This window comes from Ensifer sp. Root127, assembly GCF_001425225.1.
Classification (GTDB): Bacteria; Pseudomonadota; Alphaproteobacteria; order Rhizobiales; family Rhizobiaceae; genus Ensifer; species Ensifer canadensis.
In genome coordinates, this window is sequence record NZ_LMDX01000024.1 from 55,713 (window position 1) to 69,895 (window position 14,183).

The window sequence follows — 14,183 nt, forward strand, 5'->3', positions numbered from 1 at the left end:
TCTTTTTCATGATCAGAAGCATACTGGCGGGCGCGATCGTCGCTCTAATGCCCTTTTCAGGTTTCGCGGCCGATCTCATCGTCGACTATGCACCGGTTGCCAGACAGTGCACCGAGCTTAGCCAATCCTCGCTGACAGTCGAGGAGAACGTCGCCACGTTGACGAAGGAGGTCGTGTCGCGCATGGACGAGGCGATCGCTGTTGCCGATGATCCGCGCTGGATTTTCTCGACGCGCCCCGCTTTCGTTTGGGCGTCCGAGACCAAGGTCGCTTGCGGCAAGGCCTACGGTTACCTTCGAGCCAATTGGCGCGACGAGGACTATCTCGCCAAGTGCGATTGCTTCCACGCCAAAATGCGTCGCTTCATGAACTGAAACAGGCGGTTTGATCGTCAATGTCTCGCGCTGTCATTTCATCAGCAACGTGTGTGTCGCCTCGTCGGCAATGGCTAACCCTCTGCATCTTCGCGCTCGGCGTGCTTGCCGGTTGCCAGGGCACCCCCACCCCTCAAGACGTGCTCGACGTGGAATCACCGCAGGCGATGCATGCCCGGCGCGCGGCAGAACATGCGGCGAAACCGCAGGAAACCTTCGGCAGCGGCGCGACGCGGATCGCGCTCATCACAGCCCTCATGTCGCCGACCGGAGAAACGGTGCGCGAACGCGACATCCGGGATGGCGCGTCGCTCGCCGTGGATGAGGTTGGCGGTGGCCAGCTCTCGCTGCTGGTCGAGAATACCGACGGCTCACCACAGCAGATCCAGGACGCCGCGAAGCGGCTCGCCGGCCAGAACGTCGCGCTCGTCGCCGTTTCCGTTGCTGACGTGCCGGTCAGCACCGTCCGCCAGGGCCTCGGCAATGCTCGCGCGCCACTGCTGGTGTTACGCAACAACGGCGCCGAGCGGCCGACAGGCACCTTCGCCTTTGTATCTGACCGCATCGACAGCGCCGTCGAGGGCGCGTCATACGCGGTGGCTTCCGGCCATAAGCGGCTTGTCGTGCTTTTGCCGAGCGATGTCTCTGCCGCCGAGCGGCAAAGGCTCGAGCGCGAGCTTGCCGGCTATGGCATCAAGCCGGTCCTCGTTGCTGTGACAGGCACGACCGCGTTTTCCGCCGACGCGGTTACCAAGGCCAAGCTGAAGGACGTCGATGCAGTGATCCTGGTCGGTGCGGGAGGTTCCGACGTCGGCGCGTTGTCGCAACTCAAGGCCAACGGTTATCTGAAACCAAACGCGATGGTCGTTGGAAGCTCCGGCTGGAGCGCGGCCGCCTACAAGCGCCCAGAGCTTTCCGGAAGTCATCTCTGTCTCTTCGGTCCGGAGAACGGTTCGCGGATGACGTCGCGCTATATCGACCGCTACGAGCGTGCTGCCAGCCCCGACGCGGCCTATGGCTTCGACATCATTGCGCTTGCAGCCGGTCTCGTCCGTACCCAGGGCGAAGACGCCATCAACCAGGAGAACATCCGTTCTCCGAACGGCTTCATCGGCGCAGCGGCGGCATTCCGCTTCGAAAAGAACGGCACCGTGCGGCGGACCTGCGCAATCCATCAAGTTACGGGCGGAAGCGTGAAGCTCCTGGATCCGGCCCCACGGTCGTTCTGAGCCGGGCGGCTGGACCCTGTGCGAGTCCTGATATCGAAAACGAAGGGTTTTGCCCACCGCAACGACGAAACGGCCTCGCATCGATCTTGGAGGAGCCGGCGCCGACAGGCACTATGCTGCCAGAAGCCGATTGCGCTGAGACTTGTACGACCCAGTTGAATTCAAGTTTTGGGCGAAGTCGTTTGCGCCAAACGCCCAACAGCGATGCGGAAACGATTTCCGCTTTGCAAGTAATGCATCACCGCTGTACCGTAAATACTGGCAAGCGTAGTGTTCAACGTATAGCTGGAGCCAACGTCCGGGCGTCGTTTCAACCCGATGAATAAGTAGCCGCGATCATGGAACTTATCGTCGCTCTTGGCCTGATCGTCTTCAAGGTCGCATTTCTGATTGCGATCCTGCTACTGCTGCCCTTGCCGCTGACCTGGGTGGAGCGCAAGGTCGCCGGTCACATCCAGCAGCGTATGGGGCCAATGCGCGTGGGTTGGCACGGGCTGCTGCAGCCGCTGGCGGACGGTATCAAGCTGCTAACCAAAGAGGACCATATCCCGGCCGAGGCCGATCGCTTCCTCTTCAAACTGGCGCCGATCCTGGCGCTTGCCCCACCCTTCGTGGTGTTCGTCGCGATCCCCTTCGGTGAAAGCGTCTCGGTCCTCGGCACCGAAATTACGCTCTACGTCTCCAATATGAATGTGGCGCTCCTCTTCGTCTTCGCGGTGATCGGGATTGAGGTCTACGGCGTCATCTTCGGTGGCTGGGCCGCCAACAGCAAATACGCTGTCCTGGGCAGCCTCAGGACCTGCGCGCAGATGATCAGCTACGAAATCCCGATGGGGTTCGCGGTCATCGGCGTGGTCATGCTGGCGCAATCCATGAGCCTGCTCGAGATCGTCCGGGCGCAAGCCGATGTCTGGAACATTGTCTACCAACCCGTCGGCTTCTTCGTGTTCTTCGTCGCCGGGCTGGCCGAAGCGCAGCGCATTCCCTTCGACCTGGCGGAAGCGGAAGGCGATCTGGGGGCCGGGTTCCACACCGAGTACAGCGGCATCCGCTTTGCATTCTTCATGGTCAGCGAATACGCCATTGTGTTGCTGGTGTCGGTGCTGGTGGTGATCCTGTTCTTCGGCGGTTGGAACGGCGTGCTGCTCCCCTTGCCGCCGCTTCTCTGGTTTGTGCTCAAGGTCGCCTTCTTCATCTATGTATTCATATGGTTCCGCTTCACTTTCCCACGCTATCGCTACGACCAGCTGATGGCCATCGGATGGAAAGTCTTGCTTCCTCTGTCGATGGCGAACATAATTATAACCGGTGTTCTTTTGGGAGCCGCAGGGGCTCCGTAGCGGGGCGGCGATGTCGCACGCAGGAGACAGAGTTGGAACATGGATCGGTTGGGTGTTCTTCGCCGATCTAGCGAAAGCTTTGGCTCTGACATTCGGCTACATGTTCTCCAAATCCGTGACCATGCAGTATCCGGACAAGGAAAAATGGTTGCCTTATTCGCGTTACCGCGGGCACCATTTCCTGAAGCGCGACGACCAGGGCGAGATCAAATGCGTGGCCTGCGAACTCTGCGCGCGGATCTGTCCCTGCTACTGCATCGAAGTCGTTCCCTACGAAGACGAGAAGGGCAACCGTCGGCCGGCAAAATTTGAGATCGATACGGCCCGATGCCTATTCTGCGGGCTGTGCGAGGACGCTTGCCCAGCGGACGCGATCGCGCTTGGCCAGCAATACGAATTCTCGAGTTTTTCCTCGCGTGACCTGGTGATCGGGCGTGACGATCTGCTTGCCAAGCCGGGCAAGGCGACGACCGGCGGCGGTGTGGTCGCGGCGCACCTGAACACCGACGGGGACGTTCTGGTCGAGACGAGCGAACTGCAGGGGTACAACTGGTGGCGGAATATCCGGCAAACGTGAGTGCGCGTCCGCCGCCAAGCCGGAACGCGCAGACAGGAGGCTCAGATGCATGTCTGCCAGATTTTGAAAACCAAGTCTCCCAACCTCATCTCGGTTACGCCGGATCAGACGATGGAAGAAGTCCTGCGGCTGTTTCGAGCGAACAATATCGGCTTCGTGGTCGTCAGCCGTTCGCCCGGGGAATGCCTGGGCACGCTGTCAGAACGGGACTGTTGCAATGCAGTGGCTGAATACGGAAACGGGGCGCCCACGATGCGTGTCGCCGATATCATGAACCGCAATGTGGCGACGTGCTCGACAGAGGATCTGCTGCCCTTTGTGATGGCGATCATGACCAATTGGCGCACGCGCCATGTGTTGGTCATGGAAGGCGGCGCGCCTGTCGGCGTGGTGAGCATCGGCGACGTGGTCAAGCACCGGCTCGAAGAAGCGCTGCGCAATGAACAGGCGATGCACGAGTACATTGCCGGCACCGCCTATCACTGAGGGCGCAAACCGGGAGCGGGAATTAGGGTGGACTGCCCGGAAGCTCGGCAATGCCTCGGCCGGGATTTTCAGTTGCTGCCCCGACTCCCGCCGCCGCATCGAAGGCGGCGCGCACCTTTTCAACCTCCACCGGACAAGGGTATTCGCCCTGCCGCATCAGGCTGTTGAGACGCAGGTCTCGGTAATTTTCCGGCACGAACACGAGCCCGCTGGGAAAGTGCCTGTTGATCTTGAGCTGCGCTCTCAGTTCACCCTGGGTGGATCGCACGGCCACGTGATCACCATCCGCAAGACCAAGCTGCGCGGCATCGCGCTCACTCATCTCGACATATGGGTCGGCTGCGACCGTATTTAGGATCGCGGAGCGTTCGGAAAGATATCCGTTGTGGAACAGGCAGTTGCCGGTGATCAGCATGAGCCGGTCGCCGGCATTCGGAATGGCAGGCGGCGGCGCGAGGAACTCATCGGCCGGCGGTGTCGGCACCGATCGGGTAAATGCTCCGTCAATGCCAAGCCCGTTCAGCGTCAGCCCCTGATAGGCCGGTACCAGTTGGGTCATCTCGTCGAAGATTTCCGCTTGCGTCGACGGCCGTAACTGCTGATTTCGAAGCGCCGCGACAAAGTCGAGGATCGCCAGATTGCCCCGCGCCTCGAAGGTGGCTTCGCGGAACTTGCAGACTTTCTGGGTTCTGCCCTCATTGCTGGTGAAGGTACCGGATTCTTCGCCGTAACTCGCTGCGGGCAGCACCACATCGGCAAGCCCCACCGTGTCCGTGAGGAATGCGTCCTGTACGATCAGGAGATCAGCGGCGCCAAGCGCCCGCGTGACGCGTTTCCGGTCCGGATAGCTCATCACTGGGTCGCTTCCAACGATATAGAGCGCGCCCATCCGCCCGCCGTCACAGAGCTCAAGCATGGTCCCGAAATCTGCGCCTGGCTCAGGCGGGATCGCGGCGCCCCAGGCCCGTTCGAGAGTTGCGCGCGCAGCAGCATCGGTGACGGCACGCAGTCCTGGTAGCGCTGCCGGCAGAACCCCCATGTCCCAGGCGCCCAGCTGGTTGGCACGGTCGAACAGGAATTGCATCGCCAGGTCCTTGCCAAGGGCACGGAGGAGCCGCAGCAGCTTGTTGATCTGTTGTAATGCTGCACGCGCAAGCGTTGATCTCAGGAGGTCGACGCTGACCAGAACGGTGACGCTGCCACTGTCCAGCAGCGCAGCAGCGAGGCGGTCCGCCCCGTCACCATCGGTTGCGCCCAGCCTGCCGGTTGGTGTGCCGATATCCGCGGGAACTTCGCCCGGCACGGCCTGACCGGCCGCCGCAACGAGACCGTCCACGACCGCGGCAAGGCCGGCCGCCTCACCGCCGGGAGGAACGCGAATGACCGCCCGGGCATCGGCGTCCAGACGGGATGGCCGCGCCGAGAGCATAAGCAAGTCGGTCTGCCGTCGCCGCGCGCAGTCGCGCAACAGATATTCGGTGACCGGGTTTTCCTCGGTCACGTTGCCACCGACAACAAGCACGGAGTCGTTGCCGATCACGTCCTGCAATGGCGCCCGTGTGTAGAAACTCGCCAGCAATGGGCCAAGCGCATCGGAAGGTGTGGCCCAACGCGACCCGCAGTCTATGTTGTTGGTGCGGAACACCGTCCGCATCACTTTCTGGAACTGGTAAAGAACCTCGTTGGGAAGGCGCGGCGAGGCCAGCCCGCCCGCGACCTTTCCCTCGACGGCCGAGAACCGCCGCTGCAGATAGTTCCCCGCTTCTTCCCAGGAAACCGGGACGAGGGCGCCATCACGACGGACCATCGGCCGTTTGATCCGGTCCCGGCTCCCGACGAAATCGAGGCCGAAGCGCCCCCGCACGCAAAGGGTTTCGCGGTTGACCCCATGCTCCTGCTTCGAGCGGACCCGCATGAACTCGCCCTTGCGCGTGCCGACGGTCAGCTGGCAGCCAGTGCCGCAATGCGGGCAGATCGTGTCGGTCTCGGCCAGATCCCAGGGCCGCGCCTTGTAGCGATAGGGAAAGCTCATCAGCGCACCGACCGGACAGACCTCGACGCAATTGCCGCATTGGTCGCAACTCGCGAGGCTGCCCTCGAAGCCGGTCACGGCGGTATCCATGCCTTTTTCAACCGTGCCCAAGGCGACGGCGCCGACCACTTCCTCGCACATCCGGACACAACGCTGGCACTGGATACAGCGGTTGACGTTCATGATGATGACCGGGCTGAGGCGGATGTCCTTGGAGTGAAACACACGTTTGGCATCACGGAACTGGCTTTCGCGGGGGCCGTACGCCATCACCAGGTCCTGAAGCTCGCATTCGCCGCCCTTGTCGCAGATCGGGCAATCGAGGGGATGGTTGGCGAGCAGCATGTCGAGCATGGAAGAGCGTGTTTCCTCGATCAGCGGCGTGTTTGCCCGCACCACCATGCCGTCTGTGACCGCGGTCGCGCATGCGGGTTGCAGCCGCCGCTGCCCTTCGATCTCCACCAGGCACATGCGGCAGGAGGCCAGCGCCGGCAGCCGCTTCAGGTAGCAGAAGGTCGGGATGTCGATGCCCAAACGCTCGGCGGCCTGCAGCACGGTCGAGCCTGCCTCCACTTCCAGTGTTTGTTCGTCTATCGTGATGCTAACCATTGCCTTCCTGCGGCCTTCTATTTGCGCTCCTCAGTGAAACGGGCACCTGCCCGCTTCGATATGGGCGACGAATTCATGCTCGAAATGCGTCAGCGCCGCCCGCAGCCCCATGGCCGCACCATCGCCCAGAGCACAGAACGTGTTGCCGAAAATGCCCTTGCAGAGTGCCTGCAGTTGTTCGAGGTCGCCCGGCGCCCCCTGCCCCGCCTCGACCCGGCGTAGCACTTTTACAACCCAGTTGAGCCCTTCGCGGCACGGGGTGCACTTGCCACAGGACTCATGGTGGAAGAATTCGATGATGCGGGTGGCGACCTTGACCATGCAGGTCGAGTCGTCGATTACGATGACCCCGGCCGAACCGAGCATTGAGCCGGCAGCCGCCAGCGAGTCGAAATCCATCCCAACGTCGAGCCCATGCTCCGGGATCACTGGCGCCGAGACGCCGCCTGGGATCACCGCCTTGATCTTGCGTCCAGGCAGCGGCCCGCCGGCGCGGTCCTCGACCAGTTCGCGCAGTGGTATGCCCATCGGCAGCTCGTAAAGGCCCGGTTTCCGCACCTGGCCACTGAGGCAGTAGAGCTTCGGACCGGGACTTTTGTCCGGACCGATGCTGCGGAACCAGTTCGGCCCTCGCGCCACGATATGCGGAACGCAGGCCAATGTTTCGACGTTGTTGATGACGGTCGGGCTGGCGTAGAGGCCTTCGACCGCCGGAAACGGCGGTTTCAAGCGCGGCTGCGCCCGCTTGCCTTCAAGCGAGTCGAGCATCGCTGTCTCCTCGCCGCAGATATAGGCACCGGCACCGCAATGGATATGCACGGCGAAATTGAAATCCGAGCCGAGAATGCGTTTTCCCAGATATCCCTTCGCATGCGCCTCGGCGAGCGCCTGCTCGAGCCGCCGGATCGCCAGCGCGTATTCCCCGCGGATGTAGACATAGGCGGTTTCAGCTCCGATCGCGTAGGCGCCGATGGCCATCCCCTCGATCAACTGGTGCGGATCGCGCTCCATGATGATCCGGTCCTTGAAGGTGCCCGGCTCGCCCTCATCAGCGTTGCAGCACAGGTATTTCGGCTTGCCGACGCGCTTCGGAACGAAGCTCCATTTCATTCCGGTTGGGAATCCGGCCCCGCCGCGACCACGCAGGTTGGATTCTTTGACAAGATCGATGATCTCGTCGGGCGTGTGTTCGCGAAGCGCCTTCGACAGCGCTTGGTAGCCACCGCCGGCCTCGTAGGTCGCGAGCTGATGGCCGTCCGGCACGCCCACATTCCTGAGAAGGACGGGTTCCATCATGACACTACTCTCCCGGCGGTGCTGTGGCGGCGGGATCGGCGCCGATCGCCTGCCCCGCCATCGCCCGCAGCCGTTCCAACAGCGCGTCGATCCGCGCAATGTCGAGGCCGCCGCAATAGTCGTCGCCGACCTGCATCACCGGGGCCATCTCGCAAGCACCGAGGCATTCGACGGTCGAGAGCGTGAATAGCCCATCCAGGGTCGTGCCGTCCTTTTTGATCCCCAGCACCGCTTCCAGGTGCCTCAGCAATTCCTCGGATCCACGCAGCATGCAGGAGACATTGTCGCAGAGTTGCAAGTGGAACATCCCCACCGGCTCGGTGCGGAAGAGCGTGTAGAACGTCGCCAGCTCGTAAACCCAGATCCGCTCGACGCCGAGGATGTCGGCGACCTCTTCCAACACGGGGCCCGGCAGATGGCCATGCTCCTTTTGCGCGATCAGAAGCGCGGGCATGATCGCCGAGCGCTGGTTCGGATAGCGCGCCGCCGCCACTTCGATCTTTTCGCGCATGTTCATCGCGTCCAAATCTCCCGTTACTTGTCCACCTCGGCCATCACCGGGTCGAGGCTGCCCAGAACGGCGATCATGTCGGCCAGGTAATGCGCATTGCTCGTCCCGAACAGGCCCTGGAGGTTGACGAACGACGGTGCCCGCACCTTCATGCGGAACGGTTTTTCCGAGCCGTCGCTGATGATGTAAAACCCGAGTTCGCCCTTTGGCGCCTCGATCGCCGAATAGACCTCGCCCTTTGGCACCTTGAAGCCATACGCCGACAGGTCGAAGTGCTGGATCAGGGCCTCCATCGAGCAATGCACCTTGTCCTTGTCCACCGGGAAAGCGATCGTCGGCATGTCGATCTGGAACGGCCCCTCGGGCATCTGCTCGAGGCATTGTTCGATGATGCGCATACTCTCGCGCATCTCCTCTACCCGACATTGCCAGCGCGCGTAACAATCGCCCTCTTCGCGGGTGATGACGTTGAAGTCGAGACGATCGTAGATCTCGTAAGGCTCGTCGCGGCGGATGTCCCAGTCGACGCCGGAGGCGCGCAGGTTGGGGCCGCTCAGGCCCAAATCGATGCCGTCTTCGGCGGTGATCACGCCGATTCCCTGCGTTCGCTTCAGGAACACCCGGTTGTTCTCGATCAGCCGTTCATAGTCGCGGATCCGGTTCGGGAAGATGTCGCAGAACTCCCTGATCTTGGGGAAAAAACCGTCGGGCAGGTCCTCGCGCACACCGCCGACCCGGCAGAAGGAGGTGTGCATCCGCGCGCCGCTGATCATCTCCAGCAAGTCCATGATCATTTCGCGCTCGCGCATGGCGTAGAGCAACGCGGTCATTGCCCCCAGATCCAGCGGCAGCGCGCCGGTGATCAGGAGATGACCGGAGATCCGCGCCAGTTCGGCCATCAGCACGCGGATATACTGCGCGCGGATCGGCGCTTTGATGCCCAGGAGCTTCTCCACCGCGAGCGCGAATGCCAGGTTGTTTGACGGTGGGCAGACGTAGTCGAGCCGATCGGTCAGCGGAAAAATCTGGGTGTAGGTGAAGCTCTCGGCCAGTTTTTCCGTGCCGCGATGGAGGTAGCCGATATGCGGGTCCACGCGAGCGACATATTCGCCGTCCAGCTCAAGGACGAGCCGCAGCACCCCATGCGTGCTGGGATGTTGTGGGCCGAGATTGAGGAGCACCTCCTTGGTGTCGAGCGCCTCGCCTTCCGGCCTGCTCAGTTCCGTGACTTCGGTCATCTCAAATTCCCGACGTGGAGCGGCCTCCCTTATGGAATGTCCTTGGTCGCGAGGTCGGGCTGTGTCGGCGGCGGGCCTTCGGCGCCAAACGGGTTCAGCTCGTCCTTGTAGCCCCGGAGCGGAAAGTCTTTGCGCTGAGGGAAGCCCTCGAACCCTTCCCACATGTAGATCCGCCGCAAGTCGGGGTGGCCCTCGAACCTTATCCCGTACATGTCCCAGGCTTCGCGCTCATGCCAATTGGCGGTCCGCCAGACGCCCGTCACCGACGGGACCCGCGGCGGATCGTCGAGGCGGCATTTGATGCGTACGCGCCATTTGTTCGGCAGCGAATAGAGGTGGTACACGGCCTCGTAGCGCGGCAACTCGGGGTAATGATCGACGCCGCAAATGTCCGACAGGAAATTGAACCGCAGCGCCGGGTGTTCCTTCAGAAACCGGCAAAGCTCGACGATCATGTCGGGCGGAGCGGCCAAGGCGTGAACGCCACGCGCGAAGCCAAGATCGTCGATCGCGTTGCCGAAGCGCTCCTTGATCAGGATGAGATCGAGGGGTGTCTCCACGCTCATGGCACCGCGATCCGGTCCAGAGGCGTCCCGGCCAGCGCTCGGGATTTCTTGATCTTCTCCTGAAGCAGGAGGATGCCATGCATCAGCGCCTCGGGCCGTGGCGGGCAGCCGGGAACATGCACGTCCACTGGCACGAAGGTCTCCGCTCCCTGCACCACGGCGTAGGTGTTGTAGACCCCGCCCGAGATTGCGCAGGTGCCCATTGCGATAACCCAGCGTGGTTCCGGCATCTGATCATAGAGCCGGCGTACGACGGGCGCGAATTTCCGGGTTATGGTACCGGCGATAATCATCACGTCGGACTGGCGCGGTGATGGCCGGAACACCACGCCGAACCGGTCGAGATCATAGCGGGCGCAACCCGCCGAAATCATCTCGATGGCGCAGCAGGCAATACCGAAGGTCTCGGGCCACAGCGCCGATTTTCGGCTCCAGTTGATAACGCTCTCGGCGGTGGTGAACAGCACGCTGTCGCGGATCGCATTGTTTACGCCTCCCATTCCAGCGCTCCCTTCAGCCAGGCGTAGGCGAAGCCCACAAGAAGCAGCACTATGAAGACGAACATCTCGACATAGCCGACCAGTCCGATGTCTTTCAGCACGACGGCCCAGGGAAAGAGGAACATCGTTTCGACATCGAAGACGACCAACAGGATTGCGAGAACAAAGAACTGCACCCGGAAGCGGCCTCCGGCGGCCTCGCCTGCCGGGTCCATGCCGCATTCATAGGGCATGTTCTTCGCGGGATAAGGATTGGACGGACGCAGCAGCGAAGAGACAAACAGCGTCGCCCCCGCCACCAGAACAACTCCGGCGACCATGACAAGAACCGGGAGGAACTCCATCGCAGTCATATCGCGTTGCCCCGTTCACCCGCCGAGGGCTTTCCTCAGGCCGCGACCGACCCAATTCGGACCGGTAATGCGTCGCCCAGGGAAGGGACTTGGGCTATCCTTTCTTGAACTTCCAGTTTATTCCCCCGGGCGGATCATTGCAAATCCAATCAATTAGCCCCCAAAACCGAATGCTGGGCAAGCCTCAGAAACCACGCCGGGAATAGGCCGATGCCGATGGTGCCGACGGCGGTGAAGGCGAGCGTGACGCGGACCAAGGGCGTCAGTGCCGGCTCGAACGCCCGTTCCGGCTCCCGCATGTAGATCACCATGACGATGCGGATGTAAAAGTAGGCAGCGATGGCGCTCAGCAGCACTGCGATCACCGCCAGCATGACGAAACCGCGCTCGACCAGCGCGACCAGGACGTAGAACTTGGCGAAGAAACCGGCCGTCGGCGGAATGCCGGCCAGCGAGAACAGATAGAGCAGCATCAGAAGCGCCAATCCGGGGCGTGACTTGGCGAAACCCGCGTAGTCTTCGATGATCTCGCCCGAGAAATCGCCGTTCCGCATCATGATGAGGGTGGCGAAAATGCCGAGATTCATGAAAGAGTAGATCAACAGATAGAGCATCACGCTGGCGATCCCGTCGGCGCCGCCAGCCACCACGCCGAAAATGGCGAACCCGGCATGGGCGATGCTCGAATAGGCCAGCAGTCGCTTGAAATTATCCTGCACCAGCGCCACGAAACTGCCGAGCGCCATCGTCAGCACAGCAAGGACCGCGAGGATAATCCAAACGTCCGAGGTCGCGACCAGCGGATTGAGGAACACCCGCAGGATCACCGCGAACCCCGCCGCCTTGGGACCCACTGACATGAAGGCCGTGATCGTCGTCGGCGCGCCTTCATAGACGTCCGGGATCCACATGTGAAAAGGCACCGCGCCGACCTTGAAGACCAGCCCCGCGACGATGAAGACAACAGCCAGCAGCAATCCGGGATCGAGCGGATCGCCGGTCACCGCCGCAGCCATCGCGTCCAATTGTGTGGTGCCGGTGAGCCCATAGACCAGTGAAACGCCGTACAGGAAAATCCCGGTGGAGACCGAGCCAAGGATCACGTATTTCAGCGCCGCTTCGTTCGACCGCTGCTCTCGCCGCAGGAAGCCGGTCAGCACATAGGTGCAGATCGCCATCAGTTCGACGCCGACATAGACCGACAGGAGGTCGGTCGCCGAGGCCATGATCATCATTCCTGAAAGCGCAAGAAGCAGCAGGACATAGTATTCGCTGCTGCCGATCCCTTCGGTCTCGGCATATCGCCGCGAAAGCAGGAATGTCAGAACGGTGGCTAGGTAGAACACGAATTTGAAGAAGACCGCGAAGCGGTCAGCGATGAACATGCCGGCATAGGCCGGCTGCGCGTCGCCGGCGCGCATGAGTGTCACAGAGGCGGCAATCAGCACGACCGCGACGGAAGCCCAGACAAGGACAGGGGCCCGCCCCTTCCGCAGAAACTGTCCCAGGATCAACAGGATGCAGGCCCCCGTGATCACCACGATCTCGGGCAGGCTCGCCAGCACCGACTGGAAGAGCGCGGCGGCGGTCATTGGCCGCTCCCCTTACTGTGCACCTGCATCAGCAGATGCTTCGCGGAGGCATCGATAATGTTGAGAAAGGGTTTCGGATAGAGCCCGACCCAAAGCACGAAGGCGGCCAAGGGCAGGATTGCGACCATCTCGCGGGCATTCAAATCGCGTATGCTGAACCGGGCGCCGACGCTGGCCGGGCCAAGCGCGACTTTCCTGTACATGCCAAGCAGATAGGCCGCGCCCAGCAATGCGCCCAAAACAGCGGTCGCGCCGACGGCCAAGTCGGCCGCAAACCCGCCGGACAGCACGAGCAACTCCCCCACGAACGAATTCGTTCCCGGCAGCGCCATCGCCGACAGGACGAACAACGCAAGAAACGCGGTATAGACCGGCGCCGCCTTCATCAACCCGCCATACTCCGCCATGCTGCGCGTGTGTGTCCGCTCGTAGATCAGGCCGACGAACAGGAACAACGCTCCCGTCGTTACGCCATGATTGAACATTTGCAGGATGCCGCCCTCAAGCCCGCGCAGGTTCAGCGCAAAAATCCCTAACGTCACGAAGCCCATGTGGCTGATGCTCGAATAGGCCACCAGCTTCTTCAGGTCGTCCTGCGCCAGCGCAAGCAACCCGCCATAGACGATCGCAAGCGCCGAAAGTGCCATCATCAGCGTCGAATAGTGCACTGACGCTTCAGGCAGCATCGGCAGCGAGAACCGCAGGAATCCGTACGCACCCATTTTCAGGAGCACGCCCGCCAGGATGATGCTGCCCGCCGTCGGCGCCTGCACATGGGCATCCGGCAGCCAGGTATGGACCGGAACCATGGGGACCTTGACCGCGAAGGCGATCAGGAAGGCGAAAAACAGCCAGGACTGGACCTGGAACGGCAAATCCTGCGCCGTCAGGGCGAGGATGTCGAAGGTCTGGCCGCCGTGGAAATAGAGCACGATGACACCGATCAGGAATAGGAGGCTTCCCGCCAGCGTGTAGAGGAAGAACTTGAACGCTGCGTAGACCCGGCCTTCGCCGCCCCAGACGCCGATGATCAGGTACATCGGGATCAGCATCGCCTCCCAGAAGACGTAGAACAAGAACAGGTCGAGCGCGCAGAACACGCCCAGCATCAACGCCTGCATGACCAGCAGGCTGACCATGAACTCCTTCACCTTCCGGTCGATTGCGGCCCATGAGGCGAGCACGCAGATCCAGCCCAACAGCGCAGTCAGGAACACGAAGAGCGCGCTTATTCCGTCGATGCCGAGCGCATATGTGATCCCAAGCGCGGGCACCCACGGGTGCCTCTCGATGAACTGCATCTCATGGGTAGTGGTGTCAAAGCTGGCCAGCATGGCCAAGCAGAGAGCAAGGTCGAGGATGGTGACACCGAGTGCTGTCCATCGCACTGCATCGTCACGGCGCAAAAACATCAGAACCGCTGCACCGGCGACGGGCGTGAATACGATGAGACTAAGTAGCGGGAATCCCATCGCGCCTC

The 14,183-nt window shown here is 62.0% G+C and carries 14 protein-coding genes; 5 read left to right on the forward strand and 9 right to left on the reverse strand.

Translation table 11 applies throughout. The features are described from left to right. Positions 1–8 precede the first annotated feature (8 nt). From ASD03_RS25725 to ASD03_RS25745, 5 genes are all read left to right on the forward strand, one after another. Positions 9–374 carry a hypothetical protein gene (locus tag ASD03_RS25725; RefSeq protein WP_057217293.1) on the forward strand — a complete coding sequence of 122 codons (366 nt, stop codon included), beginning with the start codon at positions 9–11 and terminating at the stop codon, positions 372–374. Between the two features lie 53 nt (positions 375–427). After that, the gene (locus tag ASD03_RS25730; protein ID WP_158269007.1) at positions 428–1,603 is read left to right on the forward strand and encodes an ABC transporter substrate-binding protein; all 1,176 of its coding nucleotides are present in this window, start codon (positions 428–430) and stop codon (positions 1,601–1,603) included. Between the two features lie 338 nt (positions 1,604–1,941). Beyond that, positions 1,942–2,943, forward strand: a complete 1,002-nt coding sequence (gene nuoH / locus ASD03_RS25735) for an NADH-quinone oxidoreductase subunit NuoH (protein WP_057208356.1) — start codon at positions 1,942–1,944, stop codon at positions 2,941–2,943. 10 nt (positions 2,944–2,953) lie between these two features. Next, complete coding sequence (locus ASD03_RS25740) at positions 2,954–3,520, forward strand: NADH-quinone oxidoreductase subunit I (protein WP_057217297.1); 567 nt, start codon at positions 2,954–2,956, stop codon at positions 3,518–3,520. Between the two features lie 45 nt (positions 3,521–3,565). Next, a complete protein-coding gene (locus ASD03_RS25745) occupies positions 3,566–4,006 on the forward strand; it encodes a CBS domain-containing protein (protein WP_057217299.1) in 441 nt (146 codons plus the stop codon). A 22-nt stretch (positions 4,007–4,028) separates the two neighbouring features. Here ASD03_RS25745 and nuoG read toward each other — a convergent pair whose 3' ends face one another. From nuoG to ASD03_RS25790, 9 genes are all read right to left on the reverse strand, one after another. Then, on the reverse strand, positions 4,029–6,647 hold the full coding sequence (gene nuoG / locus ASD03_RS25750) for an NADH-quinone oxidoreductase subunit NuoG (RefSeq protein ID WP_057217301.1): 2,619 nt from the start codon (positions 6,645–6,647) through the stop codon (positions 4,029–4,031). Between the two features lie 30 nt (positions 6,648–6,677). Beyond that, the gene (nuoF, locus tag ASD03_RS25755) at positions 6,678–7,943 is read right to left on the reverse strand and encodes an NADH-quinone oxidoreductase subunit NuoF (protein ID WP_057217303.1); all 1,266 of its coding nucleotides are present in this window, start codon (positions 7,941–7,943) and stop codon (positions 6,678–6,680) included. A 4-nt stretch (positions 7,944–7,947) separates the two neighbouring features. Next, positions 7,948–8,460 (reverse strand): NADH-quinone oxidoreductase subunit NuoE, encoded by a 513-nt coding sequence (gene nuoE, locus ASD03_RS25760; RefSeq protein WP_057217306.1) that lies wholly within the window; start codon positions 8,458–8,460, stop codon positions 7,948–7,950. A 17-nt stretch (positions 8,461–8,477) separates the two neighbouring features. Further along, positions 8,478–9,692, reverse strand: coding sequence for an NADH dehydrogenase (quinone) subunit D (nuoD, locus tag ASD03_RS25765; protein ID WP_057217308.1), 1,215 nt, complete (start codon positions 9,690–9,692; stop codon positions 8,478–8,480). A gap of 29 nt (positions 9,693–9,721) precedes the next feature. Next, positions 9,722–10,258 carry an NADH-quinone oxidoreductase subunit C gene (locus tag ASD03_RS25770; RefSeq protein ID WP_057217310.1) on the reverse strand — a complete coding sequence of 179 codons (537 nt, stop codon included), beginning with the start codon at positions 10,256–10,258 and terminating at the stop codon, positions 9,722–9,724. Continuing rightward, positions 10,255–10,758 (reverse strand): NADH-quinone oxidoreductase subunit B, encoded by a 504-nt coding sequence (locus tag ASD03_RS25775; RefSeq protein ID WP_025431448.1) that lies wholly within the window; start codon positions 10,756–10,758, stop codon positions 10,255–10,257. The genes ASD03_RS25770 and ASD03_RS25775 overlap by 4 nt, the downstream gene beginning before the upstream one ends. Then, entirely contained in the window at positions 10,746–11,111 is a 366-nt protein-coding gene (locus ASD03_RS25780; RefSeq protein ID WP_025431449.1) for an NADH-quinone oxidoreductase subunit A, read from the reverse strand. The genes ASD03_RS25775 and ASD03_RS25780 overlap by 13 nt, the downstream gene beginning before the upstream one ends. 149 nt (positions 11,112–11,260) lie before the next feature. Continuing rightward, positions 11,261–12,703 carry an NADH-quinone oxidoreductase subunit N gene (locus ASD03_RS25785; RefSeq protein ID WP_057217312.1) on the reverse strand — a complete coding sequence of 481 codons (1,443 nt, stop codon included), beginning with the start codon at positions 12,701–12,703 and terminating at the stop codon, positions 11,261–11,263. Further along, positions 12,700–14,175 carry an NADH-quinone oxidoreductase subunit M gene (locus ASD03_RS25790; protein WP_057217314.1) on the reverse strand — a complete coding sequence of 492 codons (1,476 nt, stop codon included), beginning with the start codon at positions 14,173–14,175 and terminating at the stop codon, positions 12,700–12,702. Before ASD03_RS25790 ends, ASD03_RS25785 begins: the two co-directional genes overlap by 4 nt. Between the last annotated feature and the right edge of the window lie 8 nt (positions 14,176–14,183).

Excerpts from the sequence above, each read along its gene's own strand:
- ASD03_RS25780 (WP_025431449.1), bottom strand. The coding sequence starts at position 11,111 with ATGACTGCGATGGAGTTCCTCCCGGTTCTTGTCATGGTCGCCGGAGTT.
- ASD03_RS25740 (WP_057217297.1), top strand. The coding sequence starts at position 2,954 with ATGTCGCACGCAGGAGACAGAGTTGGAACATGGATCGGTTGGGTGTTC.
- ASD03_RS25785 (WP_057217312.1), bottom strand. The coding sequence starts at position 12,703 with ATGACCGCCGCCGCGCTCTTCCAGTCGGTGCTGGCGAGCCTGCCCGAG.
- nuoH (WP_057208356.1), top strand. The coding sequence starts at position 1,942 with ATGGAACTTATCGTCGCTCTTGGCCTGATCGTCTTCAAGGTCGCATTT.
- ASD03_RS25770 (WP_057217310.1), bottom strand. The coding sequence starts at position 10,258 with ATGAGCGTGGAGACACCCCTCGATCTCATCCTGATCAAGGAGCGCTTC.
- nuoG (WP_057217301.1), bottom strand. The coding sequence starts at position 6,647 with ATGGTTAGCATCACGATAGACGAACAAACACTGGAAGTGGAGGCAGGC.
- nuoE (WP_057217306.1), bottom strand. The coding sequence starts at position 8,460 with ATGAACATGCGCGAAAAGATCGAAGTGGCGGCGGCGCGCTATCCGAAC.
- ASD03_RS25790 (WP_057217314.1), bottom strand. The coding sequence starts at position 14,175 with ATGGGATTCCCGCTACTTAGTCTCATCGTATTCACGCCCGTCGCCGGT.
- ASD03_RS25745 (WP_057217299.1), top strand. The coding sequence starts at position 3,566 with ATGCATGTCTGCCAGATTTTGAAAACCAAGTCTCCCAACCTCATCTCG.
- nuoF (WP_057217303.1), bottom strand. The coding sequence starts at position 7,943 with ATGATGGAACCCGTCCTTCTCAGGAATGTGGGCGTGCCGGACGGCCAT.
- nuoD (WP_057217308.1), bottom strand. The coding sequence starts at position 9,692 with ATGACCGAAGTCACGGAACTGAGCAGGCCGGAAGGCGAGGCGCTCGAC.
- ASD03_RS25725 (WP_057217293.1), top strand. The coding sequence starts at position 9 with ATGATCAGAAGCATACTGGCGGGCGCGATCGTCGCTCTAATGCCCTTT.
- ASD03_RS25775 (WP_025431448.1), bottom strand. The coding sequence starts at position 10,758 with ATGGGAGGCGTAAACAATGCGATCCGCGACAGCGTGCTGTTCACCACC.